This window comes from Streptomyces sp. NPDC003011, assembly GCF_053591515.1.
The window spans coordinates 43,703-59,529 of record NZ_JBSFTY010000027.1 but is presented as its reverse complement, the minus strand read 5'-3'; the positions used below and the strand labels follow the sequence as shown (position 1 = coordinate 59,529).

The 15,827-nt window shown below is 73.4% G+C and carries 10 protein-coding genes; 1 reads left to right on the top strand and 9 read right to left on the bottom strand.

Going from position 1 to position 15,827, the window contains the following annotated elements; genetic code table 11:
• Positions 1 to 538: 538 nt before the first annotated feature.
• On the top strand, positions 539 to 3,265 hold the full coding sequence (locus ACWD0J_RS16170; protein ID WP_451496464.1) for a nucleotide-binding protein: 2,727 nt from the start codon (positions 539 to 541) through the stop codon (positions 3,263 to 3,265).
• Between the two features lie 100 nt (positions 3,266 to 3,365).
• On the opposite strand, the gene ACWD0J_RS16165 is transcribed toward ACWD0J_RS16170, so the two are convergent.
• The 9 genes from ACWD0J_RS16165 to rimP all read right to left on the bottom strand — a co-directional run bounded on the left by ACWD0J_RS16165 (position 3,366) and on the right by rimP (position 15,777).
• A complete protein-coding gene (locus ACWD0J_RS16165; protein ID WP_451496438.1) occupies positions 3,366 to 4,313 on the bottom strand; it encodes a bifunctional riboflavin kinase/FAD synthetase in 948 nt (315 codons plus the stop codon).
• Positions 4,314 to 4,478: 165 nt separating this feature from the next.
• Positions 4,479 to 8,255, bottom strand: a complete 3,777-nt coding sequence (locus ACWD0J_RS16160; RefSeq protein WP_451496437.1) for a trypsin-like peptidase domain-containing protein — start codon at positions 8,253 to 8,255, stop codon at positions 4,479 to 4,481.
• 441 nt (positions 8,256 to 8,696) lie between these two features.
• Entirely contained in the window at positions 8,697 to 9,602 is a 906-nt protein-coding gene (gene truB, locus ACWD0J_RS16155; RefSeq protein WP_451496436.1) for a tRNA pseudouridine(55) synthase TruB, read from the bottom strand.
• Positions 9,599 to 10,045 carry a 30S ribosome-binding factor RbfA gene (rbfA, locus tag ACWD0J_RS16150; protein ID WP_451496435.1) on the bottom strand — a complete coding sequence of 149 codons (447 nt, stop codon included), beginning with the start codon at positions 10,043 to 10,045 and terminating at the stop codon, positions 9,599 to 9,601. The genes truB and rbfA overlap by 4 nt, the downstream gene beginning before the upstream one ends.
• A gap of 39 nt (positions 10,046 to 10,084) precedes the next feature.
• Positions 10,085 to 10,378, bottom strand: a complete 294-nt coding sequence (locus ACWD0J_RS16145) for a DUF503 domain-containing protein (RefSeq protein WP_451496434.1) — start codon at positions 10,376 to 10,378, stop codon at positions 10,085 to 10,087.
• A gap of 155 nt (positions 10,379 to 10,533) precedes the next feature.
• Positions 10,534 to 13,695 (bottom strand): translation initiation factor IF-2, encoded by a 3,162-nt coding sequence (infB, locus tag ACWD0J_RS16140; protein WP_451496433.1) that lies wholly within the window; start codon positions 13,693 to 13,695, stop codon positions 10,534 to 10,536.
• A 177-nt stretch (positions 13,696 to 13,872) separates the two neighbouring features.
• Positions 13,873 to 14,154: a YlxR family protein gene (locus ACWD0J_RS16135; RefSeq protein ID WP_451496432.1), complete on the bottom strand. Its 282-nt coding sequence runs from the start codon at positions 14,152 to 14,154 to the stop codon at positions 13,873 to 13,875.
• Between the two features lie 124 nt (positions 14,155 to 14,278).
• Positions 14,279 to 15,265, bottom strand: a complete 987-nt coding sequence (gene nusA, locus ACWD0J_RS16130) for a transcription termination factor NusA (protein ID WP_451496431.1) — start codon at positions 15,263 to 15,265, stop codon at positions 14,279 to 14,281.
• A 2-nt stretch (positions 15,266 to 15,267) separates the two neighbouring features.
• The gene (gene rimP / locus ACWD0J_RS16125) at positions 15,268 to 15,777 is read right to left on the bottom strand and encodes a ribosome maturation factor RimP (protein WP_451496430.1); all 510 of its coding nucleotides are present in this window, start codon (positions 15,775 to 15,777) and stop codon (positions 15,268 to 15,270) included.
• Positions 15,778 to 15,827: the final 50 nt, after the last annotated feature.

Genomic DNA, 15,827 nt, shown 5'->3' with positions numbered 1-15,827 from the left:
GTACACGCAGAACGCGTCGGGCACGTCAGGTGGGACTCCCTCGGCTTCTTCGACTCCGTCAGCTCCGTCGACTCCGTCAGCTCCGTCGGCTCCGGTGCCCCCGGCTCCTGCGAACGCCCCCGCCACGCCTCCCCCGCCGGTCGGGCCGCCCGTGGCCGTACCGGACCTGCCACCCGGCGGTGGGTTCCAGCCGACCTGGACGACCTCGCCCACGACGCCCGAGGGGGAGACCGGGGACGGCGACCTCGTCAGCGGCGCGACCATGCGGATCTCGGCCTCCTCGTTGAAGCGTGAGATCGCGGGGGGTTCCGCCGGTGAGGACACCAGCGGAGAGCACACCGATGAGCCGTCGGGCACCACCTCCGGCACGCCCTCGACCGGTCCCGGAACCCCACCCGGAACCCCTCCCGGAAGTGCTCACGGTGCCGCGGGAACTCCGGAACCGGAAGGCATCGACCCGGCCGCCCCGCAACCGGCCGCCCCGCAACCGGCCGCCGAGGAGCCGCAGTCCGGTGCCGGGACGCCCGCGCAGGTTCCGATGCCCTCGCAGGCCACGACGCCCGCTGCTCCGGTCCCGACGCCCGTTGCTCCGGCCTCTACGGACAGTGCGGTGACGCCGGACGCCGGCGACGCCGCTTCCGAGCCCGCCGCGGGTGAGCCCGACGCCGAAGGCACGGCCGATCCGGCGGGCGACGTCACGGCCGCCGCGGAGGAGTCCGCCTCCGGCGGCGACCAGGGAAGCGCCGACCGGGACGCCCCGTCCCTCATCCACACGGCGAGTGCGCCGCAGGACCCGGAGAGCGCCGACGCCACGCCGAGCGGCGCCCAGCCGTCCGAAGGCGCACCCGGCACGGCCGACGGGTCTGCGGACGCCCCCACTCCGAACGCACCCACTCCGAACGCTCCCACTCCGAACGCACCCGCTCCGGACGCCCCCGCCCCGGTCAGTGCCGCGCAGGAGGGCGCCCCGGACAACGCCGGTCCCCAGAGCACCGAAGTGCCCACAGGCGCCGTCCCCGCACCGGACGCCCCGCCCGCCTGGGCTCCCCCGCCGGCGCCGCAGAGCGGTGTCCCGCCGCTGCCGCCGTCCTACCAGCCGGCCACGCCGGTCACGGCGGCGCAGTGGCCCGGGCAGTCCCAGCCGGACGCCCCGGCCCCTCAGCAGCCCGGTCCGGCCCAGCCGTCGATGCCGCCCCAGCAGCAGCTGCCGCACCAGCAGCCTCAGCAGCCGTTCCAGCCGCAGGCCCCGCAGCCCGCGCCGGCCGCCTGGCACGCCCCCGCGGCGCAGCCCACACCACCGGCCCCGCCGGCCCCGGCCGGTTACGGCTTCCCGCCGCCCGCCGCTCCCGCGGCCCCCCAACCCACCCCACCGGCTCCGCCGCAGAGCGGCTACGGCTTCCCCCAGCCCCCGGCACCGGCCCCGGCACCGAACGCGCAGGGCGGGTACGGCTTCCCCCAGCCCCCCGCGCAGGCGCCGAACGCCCAGAGCGGCTACGGCTTCCCGCAGCCCCCGGCCCAGTCGCCGGCCGGCCCGCAGCAGCCGGGGTACGGCTTCCCGCACCCCGCGTCGGCCGGACCCCAGCCGCCGAACTCCCCCGCCCAGCCGGGCGGATACGGCTTCCCGCAGCCGCCCGTACAGCAGGGCCAGCCGGGACAGCCGGGACAGCAGGAGCAGCAGGGCCAGCCGCAGCCGAACACCGCGCAGCCCGGCCAACCCGGTCAGCCGAACGCGGCCCACCCCGGACAACCGCAACCCGACGCCCACGGTCAGCAGCCCTACTCCCACCCCCACGCCCAGCCCCACCCGCAACCCGCCGCCCCGCCCGTCGACCCCCGCACCGGTGCTGCCTGGCCGCAGCCCATCCAGCACGACCAGCGGCAGCCGACCAACCCCGGTGCCGCGCCGCTCGGTTACACCGCGGCCGTGGAACTGTCCTCGGACCGGCTGCTCAACAGCAAGAAGCAGAAGGCGAAGAGCAGCCGTCCGACCCCCGGCAGCAGCCGGTTCAAGCTGGGCGGGAAGAAGGAAGAGGCCGAGCGGCAGCGGAAGTTGGAGCTGATCCGCACGCCGGTGCTGTCCTGCTACCGGATCGCCGTGATCAGCCTCAAGGGCGGTGTCGGCAAGACCACGACCACCACCGCGCTCGGCTCGACCCTCGCCACCGAGCGACAGGACAAGATCCTCGCGATCGACGCCAACCCGGACGCCGGTACGCTCGGCCGCCGTGTGCGCCGGGAGACCGGGGCCACCATCCGTGACCTCGTCCAGGCGATCCCGTACCTCAACTCGTACATGGACATCCGGCGGTTCACCTCCCAGGCCTCCTCGGGGCTGGAGATCATCGCCAACGACGTCGACCCGGCGGTGTCGACCACGTTCAACGACGAGGACTACCGGCGCGCGATCGACGTGCTCGGCAAGCAGTACCCGGTCATCCTGACCGACTCCGGCACCGGTCTGCTGTACAGCGCCATGCGCGGTGTACTCGACCTCGCCGACCAGCTCATCATCATCTCGACGCCGTCCGTGGACGGTGCGAGCAGTGCGAGCACGACCCTGGACTGGCTGTCCGCACACGGGTACGCGGACCTGGTCTCACGGTCCCTCACGGTCATCTCCGGGGTCCGCGAGACCGGCAAGATGATCAAGGTCGAGGACATCGTGACGCACTTCGAGACCCGCTGCCGAGGTGTGATCGTGGTGCCGTTCGACGAGCACCTGGCCGCCGGCGCCGAGGTCGACCTCGACATGATGCGGCCGAAGGTCCGGGAGGCGTACTTCAACCTCGCGGCGCTGGTCGCCGAGGACTTCGTACGGCATCAGCAGGCGCACGGTCTGTGGACGAGCGACGGCAACCCGCCTCCGGTCGCCGCCCCGCCGATGCCGGGTCACCAGACGCAGGGACAGCCGTACCCGGGACAGCCGTACCCGGGGCAGCCGGGTCCGTACCCGCAGCAACAGCAGCCCCAGCCCGGCCAGCCGGGACAACCGGGCCCGGGACAGCAGTACGCCCCCCACCCTTACCCCCAACCGGGTCAGCAGGGCCAGCCGCCCGCCCAGCCCGGCCAGCCGTACCCGCAGGCAGCCGGCCCCCAGCCCTACCCCTCGCAACCGCAGGCGCAACCACAGCAGCAGCCGCAGCAGGGCCAGCCGGTACCTCCCGTTCAGCCCGGCCAGCCCGGCCAGCCGTACGCCGGCTACGGCTACGGCTACCCGCAGCCGGACGGGCAGATCCCGCCGCCCCCTCCCCCGCCGCAGCAGTAGCCCCGCAGCAGTAGCTCCGCAGCAACAGAAAGGGCGGCCGGTGCCCCGAGGCACCGGCCGCCCTTCGGCGTCGTACGGAGAGGGATCGGACGAGGGGAACCTACTCGGCCGCCGCGACCAGTTCCCGGCAGCGCTTGACGTCCTCGCCGATCTGCACCAGCAGCGCGTCCAGCGTGTCGAACCTCGCCTGCCCGCGCACGAAGGCGAGGAAGTCGACGGCGACGTGCAGGCCGTACAGGTCGAGGCCGACGCGGTCGATGGCGTACGCCTCCACCGTGCGCTCGGTGCCGTCGAACTGCGGGTTGGTGCCGACGGAGATGGCGGCCGGCATCGCCTCGTCCTGCACGTGCAGCCAGCCGGCGTAGACGCCGTCGGCGGGGATCGCGGTGTGCGGGAGGGTCTCGACGTTCGCCGTCGGGAAACCCATCTCCCGGCCGCGCTGGGCCCCGCGGACGACCACGCCCTCCACCCGGTGCGGGCGGCCCAGGATCTCGGCGGCGCCCTCGACGTCGCCCTCGGCGACCAGGCGCCGGGTCAGGGTCGAGGAGAAGGGCTCGCCGCCGCCCGCCTCGCCCCGGACGTACAGGTCGACGACCTCGACCTCGAAGTCGTAGACCTCGCCCTGCTCGACGAGGAACTCCACGTTCCCCGCGGCCTTGTGGCCGAAGCGGAAGTTGGGGCCCTCGACGACGGCCTTGGCGTGCAGTTTGTCGACGAGCACCTTGACGACGAAGTCGGCCGGCGACAGCTTCGAGAACTCGGTGGTGAAGGGCAGGATCAGGACCGCGTCCACGCCCAGGCCGGCCATGAGTTCGGCGCGGCGGTGGTGCGGGGCCAGCAGCGGCGGGTGGCTGCCGGGGCGGACGACCTCGCTGGGGTGCGGGTCGAAGGTGACGACCACCGCGGGAACGCCCAGCTCGCGGGCGCGTTCCACGGCATGCCGGATGATCAGCTGGTGCCCCCGGTGGACCCCGTCGTAGGAACCGATGGTGACGACGCTGCGCCCCCAGTCCTGGGGGATGTCCTCCAAGCCACGCCAGCGCTGCACTGTGACCGCTCCTCGTCGCATCCTCGTCGAGCCCGTGTCGTCGACCGTGTCGTCGAACCCGTGTCGTCCCGCTACCTCTTACGCAGGTCTAAGGGTGCCATGCCGCGTGCCCACGGCCCGCATCGGCATGGGGCCTGTGACGGGGCGCACGTATCCGTCGCGGGCTCAGGCGGGGACGCGTACGCCCGCCAGGTTCTCGATCATCCGGCGGGCGCTGGGACCCACCACCGCGGCCCACTCCCCGGGGGTCTCGGTCAGCCAGCCGGCCACCAGCGCGGCGAAGCCGGGAACGTGGCGTCCCAGGTCGACGAGATCGCGGTCGAACCGGGTCGCGCCGTCCGGGGTGCGGACGAGGAGGAGGCCGGTGCGGTGGACCAGACCCCGGGTCACGAGGAGGTCGTCGCGGCGCGCGGCGGCGGTGTGCAGCACGGCGGCCAGTACGGACGGGTCGTGTTCGCGGGTGAGGAGGAATTCGAGGAGTTCCTGGCGCAGGGGGCGGGAGTGGGGCGTGCCGGAGGCGGCGAGGACAGCCGCGAGCGCCGCCCGCACCTGCTCGGGGCCGCCGTCCAGCAGACCCGTGACCAACGGCAGGAGGACCGGCCGGGCGGTGGGCCCGTGGTCCAGGCGGCGGTCGACGTACGCGGCCACGTCCCGCGACGTCTCGGGGCGACGCTCCACCGCCTCGCGGACGAGGACGGCGACCCGGCGCGCCAGGGCGGGCGTGGTGACGTCGGCGAGGGTGCGCAGCGCCTCTCCGGCGTCCGGGCGGCGCAGCCGCGCGCGGAAGGCGTCGAGGACCGGCTCGGGGTGGGTGGCGAGGGCGGGGACCAGCGCGTCGGGCGGGAGCTGCGGGTCGCCGGCCACGAAGTGCCCGAGTGCCTGCGGGAGATGGCGGGCCCGGGTGCACGGGTCGCGGACCAGCAGGGCGAGGGCGCCGCCGTGCAGGGTGCAGTCGTCGGGGCGGGCGAGCAGGGCGAGGGCGGCGTAGCGCAGCAGTTCACGGTCGGCCTCGGTGCGCACGTGCGGGGCGGCGCGCAGCCCGTACGCCACCGCCGCGACCCGCCGTGCGGGCCGCTCGTCGTGCGCCCAGCGGTCGACGGCCCGGCAGAGCGCGGAGGGTTCGTCCTCCGCCAGGACGGCGAGCAGTTCGTCGGCCCGGCGGTGCGCGCAGCCGACGAGTACTTCCGTGAGGTCGTCCAGGGCCTGGTGCCGGTGGGTGTGCAGCAGCGCCTGCGCGGCCGTCGCGACGGTCGCGTCCGGGGTGGCGGGCAGCGGCCGTTCGTCGTCGAACCAGCGGGTGAGGTGCGCCTGTACGGCGGTGGGGTCGGCGGTGAGCAGCCGGGCGACGGCGTCGAGGAACCGCGGACCGGCCTCGTGCGGGGGGCCGTCGGCGAAGACCAGACGGCGCAGGAGGTCGAGGCGGGCGTCCCGCGGGAGCGGCAGGGCGGCCCAGAAGCCGGGTCCGAGCCCCGTGGGGAGCGGTCGGCCCCGCCGGCGCCAGGTCACGAGCCGGTCGGTGAGCAGGTGCAGGACGGCCGTGTACGGGGTCGCGTCGGGGACGCGCCGGAGGGTCTCGGCGAGGAGGCGGGCGGCCCACCAGGAGTGCGGGTCGGCGTCGAGCGCGTAGACCATCTCCTCCAGGCGCAGCGCCAGTTGAGGGGTGCCCTGCTGGCGGGCGAGGAGCAGCAGGGCCTGCACGACGGGGCCGATGCGGTGATGCGGGACGGGCAGTGGAGGGGCGCCCTGCGGATCGGCGCCGCGCGGATCAGCGCCGTACAGGTCGGTTGCCTGCGGATCGGTTCCCCGCGGATCGGTTCCGTGCTGGCCGGTTCCCTGCGGATCGGCTCCACGGGGAAGGGTGCGGCGGCGGTGGACCAGGGCGCGCAGGGCCTCGTCCAGGTCGAGGTGCGTGCCCTGGATCCAGTCGGCGAGTTCCTCGTGGGCGAAGCGGTAGCCGGTGCCGGCGGGGACGAGGAGGCCCTCGGTGAGGACGGCGGACGCCCAGCCGGTGCCGCCGCCGAGCCGCGCGGGAGCCGGCCCCCAGGGGAACACCGCCTCGAACGACTTCCGGTCCAGTTCGCCCTGGCCGGGGCCGAGGCTGCGGCGGGCGGCCTCGTGGACCTGGCCGGAGACCTTCGCGGCGAGACGGCGTACGGCGGAGCCGCGCAGGCCGTGCTCGGCGGCCAGCCGGACGGCGATGCGCAGGCACATCAGGTCGAGGTACGCCGAGAAGACGTCGTTCCGGTCGATGCGGACGTGGGTGGCCTGGTCGAAGCCAGGGGCGTCGGGAAGGGCGGCGCGGACCTCGCAGAGGAGCCGGAGGGTCAGGGGGTGGCGGGCGTCCTGGTCCGCGAGGGCGTGTTCGGGGATGCCGTAGCGCGCGCGGGCCCAGCGGGCCTCGTCCTGGCTGAGGTCTTCCAGGTGCACGTGGGGAGGGATCCGTCCGGGGTTCCCGCCCTCGTCGCCCGCTCCGTGTCCGTCCCTGGGGGCTCCCGAGCGCACGTCCCCGCTGGCCGCGTCGACGGTTTCGTCCTCGCGCGCGGGCCGGGCCGGAGGACGCGGACCGGCGCTGAGCGGTGGGGTCCCCCGGTGCAGCGTCTCTGCCGGGAAACCGGCCCCCGCCGTCTCCCAGTACTCCTCACGGCACGCCACCACCAGCCGCGCCCCGGCCTCGCGCAGCCACGTCGCCGTGCCGGCGGTCCACTCGGAGAGCCGGTGGGCCGGCACCGGCGGCATCTCCTCGGGGCCGTCGAGGAGGAGCAGGAGCGGGCGGCCGGCGCCGCGGGAGACACGGGCGAGACGGTCAGGGCCGAGGTCGCCGAGGTCGGCGGGCAGGACGGACCGCGATGCCGCCACGATCCGTGCGGCCCGCGCCAGCGCCCGGCGTGCCGCGTCCGCGACGCAGACGTCCCCGTCCTCCAGGTCGGCGCCGCGCAGCCACAGCGTGGGGGCCGGTTCCGCACTGCGGTGGCGCCGGGCGGCGAGGGCCGCGAGTTCCGTCGTACGGCCGCTCCCCGGATCCCCGACGAGGCCGAGGACGACGGCCGGCCCCCGCACGAACGCGGCGAACTCCGCCACCACGCCGACCCGTTCGACCGGCTCGACGTCCCCCGGCTCCACCACACCTCCAGGCGCATCCGCGCCCGGCACGGCTGCTTCCGGCACGGCTGCTTCCGGCACGGCTGCTCCGGGCACGGCCGCGCCCGGCTCGCCCACGTCGGACCACCCCAGGCCGAACGTGCACGCCCCCCTCAGGCCCCCCGGCCCACCCTCCCCCGCCAGCACTCCGGGCGGCCCGTCCTGCCCCACCGAGGTGGCCGTCAGTTCCAGTACGCCTGCCAGGTTGAGGTCGGCGGCGTAGGCCGGAACCGTCGCCGCGTTCTCGGCGAGGAGCTCGGCGAGGGGGCCGTCGGGTGCCGGGCGCAGCGGTACCGCGAAGCCGGCGTCTCGGTGGTCGCTCCGCAGGGATGTCCCGAGGACGCCGACCACGGCGCCGGTCGCGGCGTCGAGCACGGGTCCCCCGGCGGCCCCGCCGCCCAGCCGCAGCGCGTCCCGTCCCGCCGTGCCGATCGCCAACTCCAGTACGTCGTCCAGGAGATGAAAGCGGTCCGTGGCCGCGTACGTCACACCGGCCGTGCCGAGCACCCGCGCCTCACGCCAGCAGCCGGCCGGCACCCGCACGTACGTGCCGGACTCGACCCGGTCCCGCACGGTGACGGGGAGAGGGTCCACACCGAGGCCCTCGGTGCGTACGAGGGCCAGGTCCAGTGCGGGCAGCGGGGTCACCGCGTCGGCGGTCACGACGCAGCTGCGCTCTCCGGCGGCGTGCAGCACCAGCCGGGTCAGGCCGTCGACGCTCTCGTGGCTGGTGACGACCGTGCCGTGGTGGTCGGCCACGAAGCCGATGCCCCGGGGGCGGCCGGCCAGGTCATGGACGCGCACGAGGGCTTCGTCGCGCCCGGACACCAGCCCCGGCCCCTGCTCCTGCCCCTGTCCTTGCCCTTGCCCTTGCCCTTGCCCCGGCCGTACGGGGTCGTGGGCCTCCCCGGGCCGCGGGCCCCTTTCCGCCATGGTCGGTACCTCCCCGCCGTCCGCGCGGGCCTCTTCCGCACGCACGTGCCCAGGCCCTGTCTTCGACGGTAGGCGCGAGATGATCAGCCGGACAGATCGCGTGGCGAACGCGCCCCCTTCCGCTCCCCCGCTTCACTCCGAGCGCCTGCCCGGCCGGGTGAATGGAGGGGGGCGGCTGGATACACCCTAGAGGTGGGGGAACCGAGGGGGACCGTGGAGCGGCGGCAGCGACGACCCCGTGATCGCCGCTCCACGGGCGGCACCGCGCGAGCCGTATCGCGAAACCGGCCCGCCATCGCCCCCGGGCCCACCTCAGCCGAACACGGCCAGGCTCTTCGCCTTGCCCTTGTGCTCCTCGACGAGCGCGAGGAAGACCCCCTCGGGGTCGAACACGGCCACGGCGCCCCTGCCCGCGTACTCCTCGGGCATGTCGAGCCGTACGCCGTTGGTCAGCAGCTTGGCGCGCCTGGCGTCCACGTCCCAGCGCGGGAAGGCGGCGGTGGCGGCCTCGGCGATCGGCATCACGGTCAGCTCCTCCTGGAGCTGGTCGAGCGTCTTCGCGGAGTCCAGCTTGTACGGGCCCACACGCGTCCGGCGCAGCGCCGTGAGGTGGCCGCCGACGCCCAGGCCGGCGCCGAGGTCGCGGGCCAGGGCCCGGATGTACGTGCCGGACGAGCAGACCACCGACACCACCAGGTCGAGCACGGGCGTGCCGTCCTCGGCGACGGCGTCCCGGACGTCGTACACCGCGAAGGACGAGACCGTGACCGGCCGGGCGGGGATGTCGAAGTCCTCGCCCTCGCGCGCCCGCTTGTAGGAGCGGACCCCGTCGATCTTGATGGCGCTGACCTTGGACGGCACCTGCATGATGTGGCCGGACAGCGCGGCGATCCCGGCGTCGACGGCCTCCCGGGTGACCTTCGAGGCGTCGGCCGACCTCGTGATCTCGCCCTCGGCGTCGTCGGTCAGGGTCGTCTGTCCCAGGCGGATCGTGCCCAGGTACTCCTTCTCGGTGAGCGCGAGATGTCCGAGCAGCTTGGTCGCTCTCTCCACGCCGAGGACGAGGACGCCCGTGGCCATGGGGTCGAGGGTGCCGGCGTGGCCGACGCGGCGGGTCCGGGCGATGCCGCGCATCTTGGCGACGACGTCGTGCGAAGTGAAGCCCGACGGCTTGTCGACGATGACAAGGCCGTCGGGCGTCTGGTTCCTCTGGGTCATTCGGCGGCGTCGTCCTCGTCTTCGCCCGGCTTCTTGTACGGGTCCGCGTCACCGGCGTACGTCGCGCCGGCCGAGACCTCGCGCACCTTCTCGTCGGACTGGCGCGCCCGGTTGAGGAGGTCCTCGATGGTCTTGGCGGTGTCCGGCAGCGCGTCCGCCACGAAGGTCAGCGTCGGGGTGAACTTCACGCCCGCCGCCGCGCCGACCGCGGAGCGCAGGACGCCCTTGGCGCTCTCCAGTCCGGCGGCCGCGGCCGCCCGCTCCTCGTCGTCGCCGTACACCGTGTAGAAGACGGTCGCCTCCCGCAGGTCACCCGTGACCCGGGTGTCCGTGATGGTGACGTGCGAGCCGAGCCGCGGGTCCTTGATCCCGCGCTGCAGCTTCTTGGCCACCACCTCTCGGATGAGGTCCGCCAGCCTCTTAGCCCGCGCGTTGTCGGCCACTGGTCGTCTCCCGTTCTTCCTGTTCCACGTTCAGAGAATCTAGTCGTCGTCGCCGTGGAGGCGCCGTCTCACCGACAGCAGCTCCACCTCCGGGCGGCCGGCGACCATCCGCTCGCACCGGTCCAGCACATCGGTCAGGTGCCCCGTGTCGCCGGACACCACGGCGAGGCCGATACCGGCCCGCCGATGAAGGTCCAGGTGGTCCACCTCGGCCGCGCTCACCGCGTACTTCCGCTGGAGCTCGGCGACGATCGGACGGACGACGGAGCGCTTCTCCTTCAGCGACCGTACGTCGCCGAGGAGGAGGTCGAAGGACAGCGTCCCCACATACATGTGTGTAACCGGTTCACCCGCCGGGCCGGGATCGATGGCCCCGCCATCCGTGTGGCAGGGACATCAGAACCGTACAACGAACGGCCGGGGCCGATCGACGGAAATAACTCTCCGTCGACCGGCCCCGGACCGGACCGCCTCGGAAGGCCGGGCGCTTACGCGCGCGGCTTCTCGCGCATCTCGTACGTCGCGATGACGTCGTCGACCTTGATGTCGTTGAAGTTTCCGAGGTTGATACCGCCCTCGAAGCCTTCCCGGATCTCGGTGACGTCGTCCTTGAAGCGGCGCAGACCGGAGATGTTGAGGCTCTCCGCGATGACCTTGCCGTCGCGGACGAGGCGCGCCTTGGTGTTGCGCTTGACCTCGCCCGAGCGGACCAGGACACCGGCGATGTTGCCGAGCTTGGACGACTTGAAGACCTCGCGGATCTCCGCCGTGCCGAGCTCGACCTCCTCGTACTCCGGCTTGAGCATGCCCTTGAGGGCCGCCTCGATCTCCTCGATGGCCTGGTAGATCACCGAGTAGTACCGGACGTCGACGCCCTCGCGGTCGGCCATCTGAGCCGCGCGGCCCGCAGCGCGGACGTTGAAGCCGATGACGATCGCGTCGGAGCCGGTCGCCAGGTCGATGTCCGACTCGGTGACCGCACCCACGCCGCGGTGCAGGACGCGGATGTCGACCTCTTCGCCGACGTCGAGCTGGAGCAGCGAGGACTCGAGAGCCTCCACCGAACCGGACGCGTCGCCCTTGATGATGAGGTTGAGTTCCTGCACCAGGCCGGCCTTGAGGGCCTCGTCCAGGTTCTCCAGGGAGAACCGGACACCCCGGCGGGCGAAGTTGGCGTTCCGCTCGCGGGCGGCACGCTTCTCCGCGATCTGACGGGCCGTGCGGTCCTCGTCGACCACCAGGAAGTTGTCGCCGGCGCCCGGGACGTTGGTGAGACCGAGGACGAGGACCGGGGTCGAGGGACCCGCCTCTTCCACGTTCTCGCCCTTGTCGTCGAGCATCGCCCGGACACGGCCGTAGGCGTCGCCGACCACCATGGTGTCGCCGACCCGCAGGGTGCCTCGCTGGACCAGGACGGTCGCGACGGCGCCGCGGCCACGGTCCAGGTGGGACTCGATCGCGATGCCCTGCGCGTCCTGCTCCGGGTTGGCCCGCAGGTCGAGCGAGGCGTCCGCGGTGAGGACCACGGCCTCCAGCAGGCTCTCGATGTTGAGGCCCTGCTTGGCGGAGATGTCGACGAACATGGTGTCGCCGCCGTACTCCTCGGCCACCAGACCGAACTCGGTGAGCTGACCGCGCACCTTGGTCGGGTCCGCGCCCTCGACGTCGATCTTGTTGACCGCGACCACGATCGGCACGTCGGCCGCCTTGGCGTGGTTCAGCGCCTCGATCGTCTGGGGCATCACACCGTCGTTGGCCGCCACCACGAGGATCGCGATGTCGGTCGACTTGGCACCACGGGCACGCATGGCGGTGAACGCCTCGTGACCCGGGGTGTCGATGAAGGTGATCCTGCGCTCTTCGCCGTTGACCTCGGTCGCGACCTGGTACGCACCGATGTGCTGCGTGATACCGCCGGCCTCGCCCGCGACGACGTTCGTCTTGCGGATGGTGTCGAGCAGTCGGGTCTTGCCGTGGTCGACGTGACCCATGACGGTCACGACCGGCGGACGCGGGACGAGGAACTCCTCGCCGCCCTCGTCCTCACCGAACTCGATGTCGAAGGACTCGAGGAGCTCGCGGTCCTCCTCCTCCGGGCTGACGATCTCGAGGACGTAGTTCATCTCGTCCGCGAGGAGCCTCAGCGTCTCGTCGGAGACGGACTGCGTGGCGGTGACCATCTCGCCGAGGTTCATCATCACGGCGACGAGCGACGCCGGGTTGGCGTTGATCTTCTCCGCGAAGTCGGTGAGGGACGCACCGCGCGACAGGCGGACGGGCTGTCCGTTGCCGCGAGGCAGCATCACGCCGCCGACCGACGGGGCCTGCATGGCCTCGTACTCCTGGCGCCTCTGCCGCTTCGACTTGCGACCGCGGCGCGCGGGACCGCCGGGACGGCCGAAGGCGCCCTGCGTGCCACCACGGCCACCCGGACCGCCGGGACGACCGCCGAAGCCGGGACGGCCGCCACCGCCACCACCGGGACCGCCGGGACGGCCGGCGAAGCCGCCGCCACCGCCACCGGGACCGCCGGGACGGCCGGCGAAGCCGCCGCCACCGCCACCGGGACCGGCCGGACGGCCGGCGAAGCCGCCGCCACCGGGACGACCGGCGCCACCGCCGGGACGACCCGCACCGGCCGGACCGCGACCCCCACCGGGGCCACCGCCGGGACGCGGGCTGGCAGCGGGACGCTGCGGCATCATGCCGGGGTTGGGACGCGCACCGCCGGGACCGCCGCCGGGACGCGGACCGCCGCCCTGCGGGCGGGGCATGCCGCCCGGGCTGGGACGCGCGCCACCCGGGGACTGCGGACGGGGACCGCCCGCCGCGCCCTGGGGACGGGGACCGCCCTGGCTCTGACCCTGCGGACGCGGAGCGCCGCCGGGAGCACCGGGGCCACCAGGACCGCCGGGACGCGGGGCACCGCCCGGACGGGGCGTCTGCGGACGCGCCATGCCGGTGGAGCCACCAGAGGTGAACGGGTTGTTGCCCGGACGGGGACCGGACGGACGAGCACCCGGACGCGGAGCCTGGCCGCCCTGGCGCGGAGCGCCGGGACGGTCGCCGCGCTCGGGACGCTCACCACGGCCCTGGCCGCCCTGGCCGGGACCGGCCGGACGAGCGCCGGGACGCGGAGCCTGACCGGCCGGACGCGGGGCGCCCGGACGGGGGCCGGAGCCGGTACCGGTGCCGGACGCCGCGCCGGACGCCGTGCCGGAGCCGGAGGCGGCCGGTGCGGCGGGAGCCGACGGCGGTGCCGTGAACTCGGGCGTGGTCGGAGCCGGAGAGGCCGGGGCGGGCCGCGGCGCAGGCTTCGGGCCCGGACGGGGGCCGGAAGCGGCCGGCGCGGCGGGAGCCTCGGGCTGCTCGGCGGCCGGCTTGGGAGCCGGCGGGCGCGGGGCGGCCGGACGGGCGGCCTGCGCGGGAGAGGGGGCGCCCGGCCTGGCCGGGGCAGCCTTGCGTGCGGGGGCGGACTTGCCGCCTCCGTTGCCCTGCTGGAGGGCGTCAGTCAGCTTGCGTACAACGGGCGCCTCGATCGTCGAGGACGCCGAACGGACGAATTCACCGAGTTCTTGGAGCTTGGCCATGACGACCTTGCTCTCCACCCCGAACTCCTTGGCGAGTTCGTATACCCGGACCTTAGCCACTTCGCTCCTTTTAGGTCCGGGTTGCGTCCGGACCGTCGCTACTTCATGGGCGTACTCATCGCGTGCTCATCGAGTGCTCATCGCAATCTCGACCTACTTCCAACTCGCGGGGTACCAGGGCCGCACGGGGGTTCCGTACGACACTCCTTACGGTGTCGCCTGCACAGCGAGAGCTGCTCAGCAACCTTCTGTCTGCTCGACGTACTGGCGCAACGCCATTACGTCGAGCGGGCCCGGGACGCGCAGCGCCCTCGGGAACGCCCGGCGGCGTACCGCCTGGTCGAGACAGACCGAGGCGGGGTGCACGTACGCACCCCGGCCGGGCAGCGTACCGCGTGGATCGGGGACGCATGCGTCCTTGATCGCCACGGTGCGCAGCAGTTCGGTCTTGGCCGCTCGCTCCCGGCACCCCACACAGGTGCGTTCAGGGCATGCGCCGGTGCGCGTCCGGCCAGACACTCTTAAGTCTACCTCCCCGTATCGACCTCACCCCTTCGGGGCAGGAATCGAACGGCTGTTGTCGTGATCTCAACGGCCTGCGGCTGGGATTTATTCCCCGGACGCCGCTCCGGCCGCCACGGTGCTACTCGTCGGGCTGTTCGGTGTCCGGGCGGATGTCGATGCGCCAGCCGGTCAGCCGGGCCGCGAGACGGGCGTTCTGCCCTTCCTTGCCGATCGCCAGCGACAGCTGGTAGTCGGGCACCGTCACCCGCGCGGAGCGGGCGGCCATGTCCACGACCTCGACCTTGGACACCCGGGCGGGCGACAGCGCGTTCGCCACCATCTCGGCCGGGTCGTCCGACCAGTCGACGATGTCGATCTTCTCACCGTTCAGCTCGCTCATGACACTGCGCACCCGCCCGCCCATCGGGCCGATGCAGGCGCCCTTGGCGTTCAGGCCCGAACGGGTGGACCGGACGGCGATCTTGGTGCGGTGGCCGGCCTCGCGGGCGATGGCGGCGATCTCGACAGACCCGTCGGCGATCTCCGGCACCTCCAGCGCGAAGAGTTTCTTCACCAGATTGGGATGTGTGCGGGAGAGCGTCACGGACGGACCGCGCACTCCCTTGGCCACCCGGACGACGTACGACCGCAGGCGCATGCCGTGCTGGTAGGTCTCGCCGGGCACCTGCTCCTGGACCGGCAGGATCGCCTCCAGCTTGCCGATGTCCACGAGCACGTTCTTCGGGTCGCGGCCCTGCTGGACCACGCCGGTGACGATGTCGCCCTCGCGGCCGACGTACTCGCCGAGCGTCGCGTCGTCCTCGGCGTCGCGCAGCCGCTGCAGGATGACCTGCTTGGCGGTGGTGGCGGCGATACGGCCGAAATCGGACGGGGTGTCGTCGAACTCGCGGGCCTCCTGGCCCTCCTCGAGGTCGTCGGGGTCCTCCTTCGCCCACACGGTCACATGTCCGGTCTCCCGGTTGAGCTCCACGCGCGCGTGACGGCGGCTTCCCTCGGTGCGGTGGTAGGCGATGAGGAGGGCCGACTCGATCGCCCCGACCAGCAGGTCGAAGGAGATCTCCTTCTCCCGCACCAAGCCCCTCAGGGCACTCATGTCGATGTCCACGGCTACGCCTCCTCCTCTTCCTTCATGTCGTTCTTGTCCTTGCGGCTGAACTCGACCTGGACCCGTGCCCGGTCGATGTCCGCGAAGGCGAGTCTGCGGCTGGTGGCCTTGCGGCCCTTCACACCGGGCACTTCCAGGTCGAGGCCTTCGTCGTCGACCCGGAGGATCCGGGCGACCAGTTCGTCGCCGTCGTGCAGCTGGAATTTCGCCAGCCGGTCGAGCGCGCGTACGTAGTGCCGGTGCTCCTTGAGCAGGCGCTCCGCGCCGGGGGTTCCGACCTCGAGGGTGTACTCGCCCTCGCCCATCGCGTTCGTCTCGTCGAGCTTCGCCGAGAGCGCGCGGCTCACATCGGCGATCTGGTCCAGGTCCGCACCGGTGTCGGAATCGACGACGACGCGCAGCACACGCTTGCGTCCGACCGAGTCCACCGCGATCTCTTCCAGATCCAGGCCCTGGGAGCCGACGAGCGGTTCCAGAAGTTCTCGCAGCCTCTCGCTCTGGGTGGTGCTCATCCGGGTGACTCCTCGGCCGCGTGTGCTGTTGTGGGAAGGTCGCGTGTCTG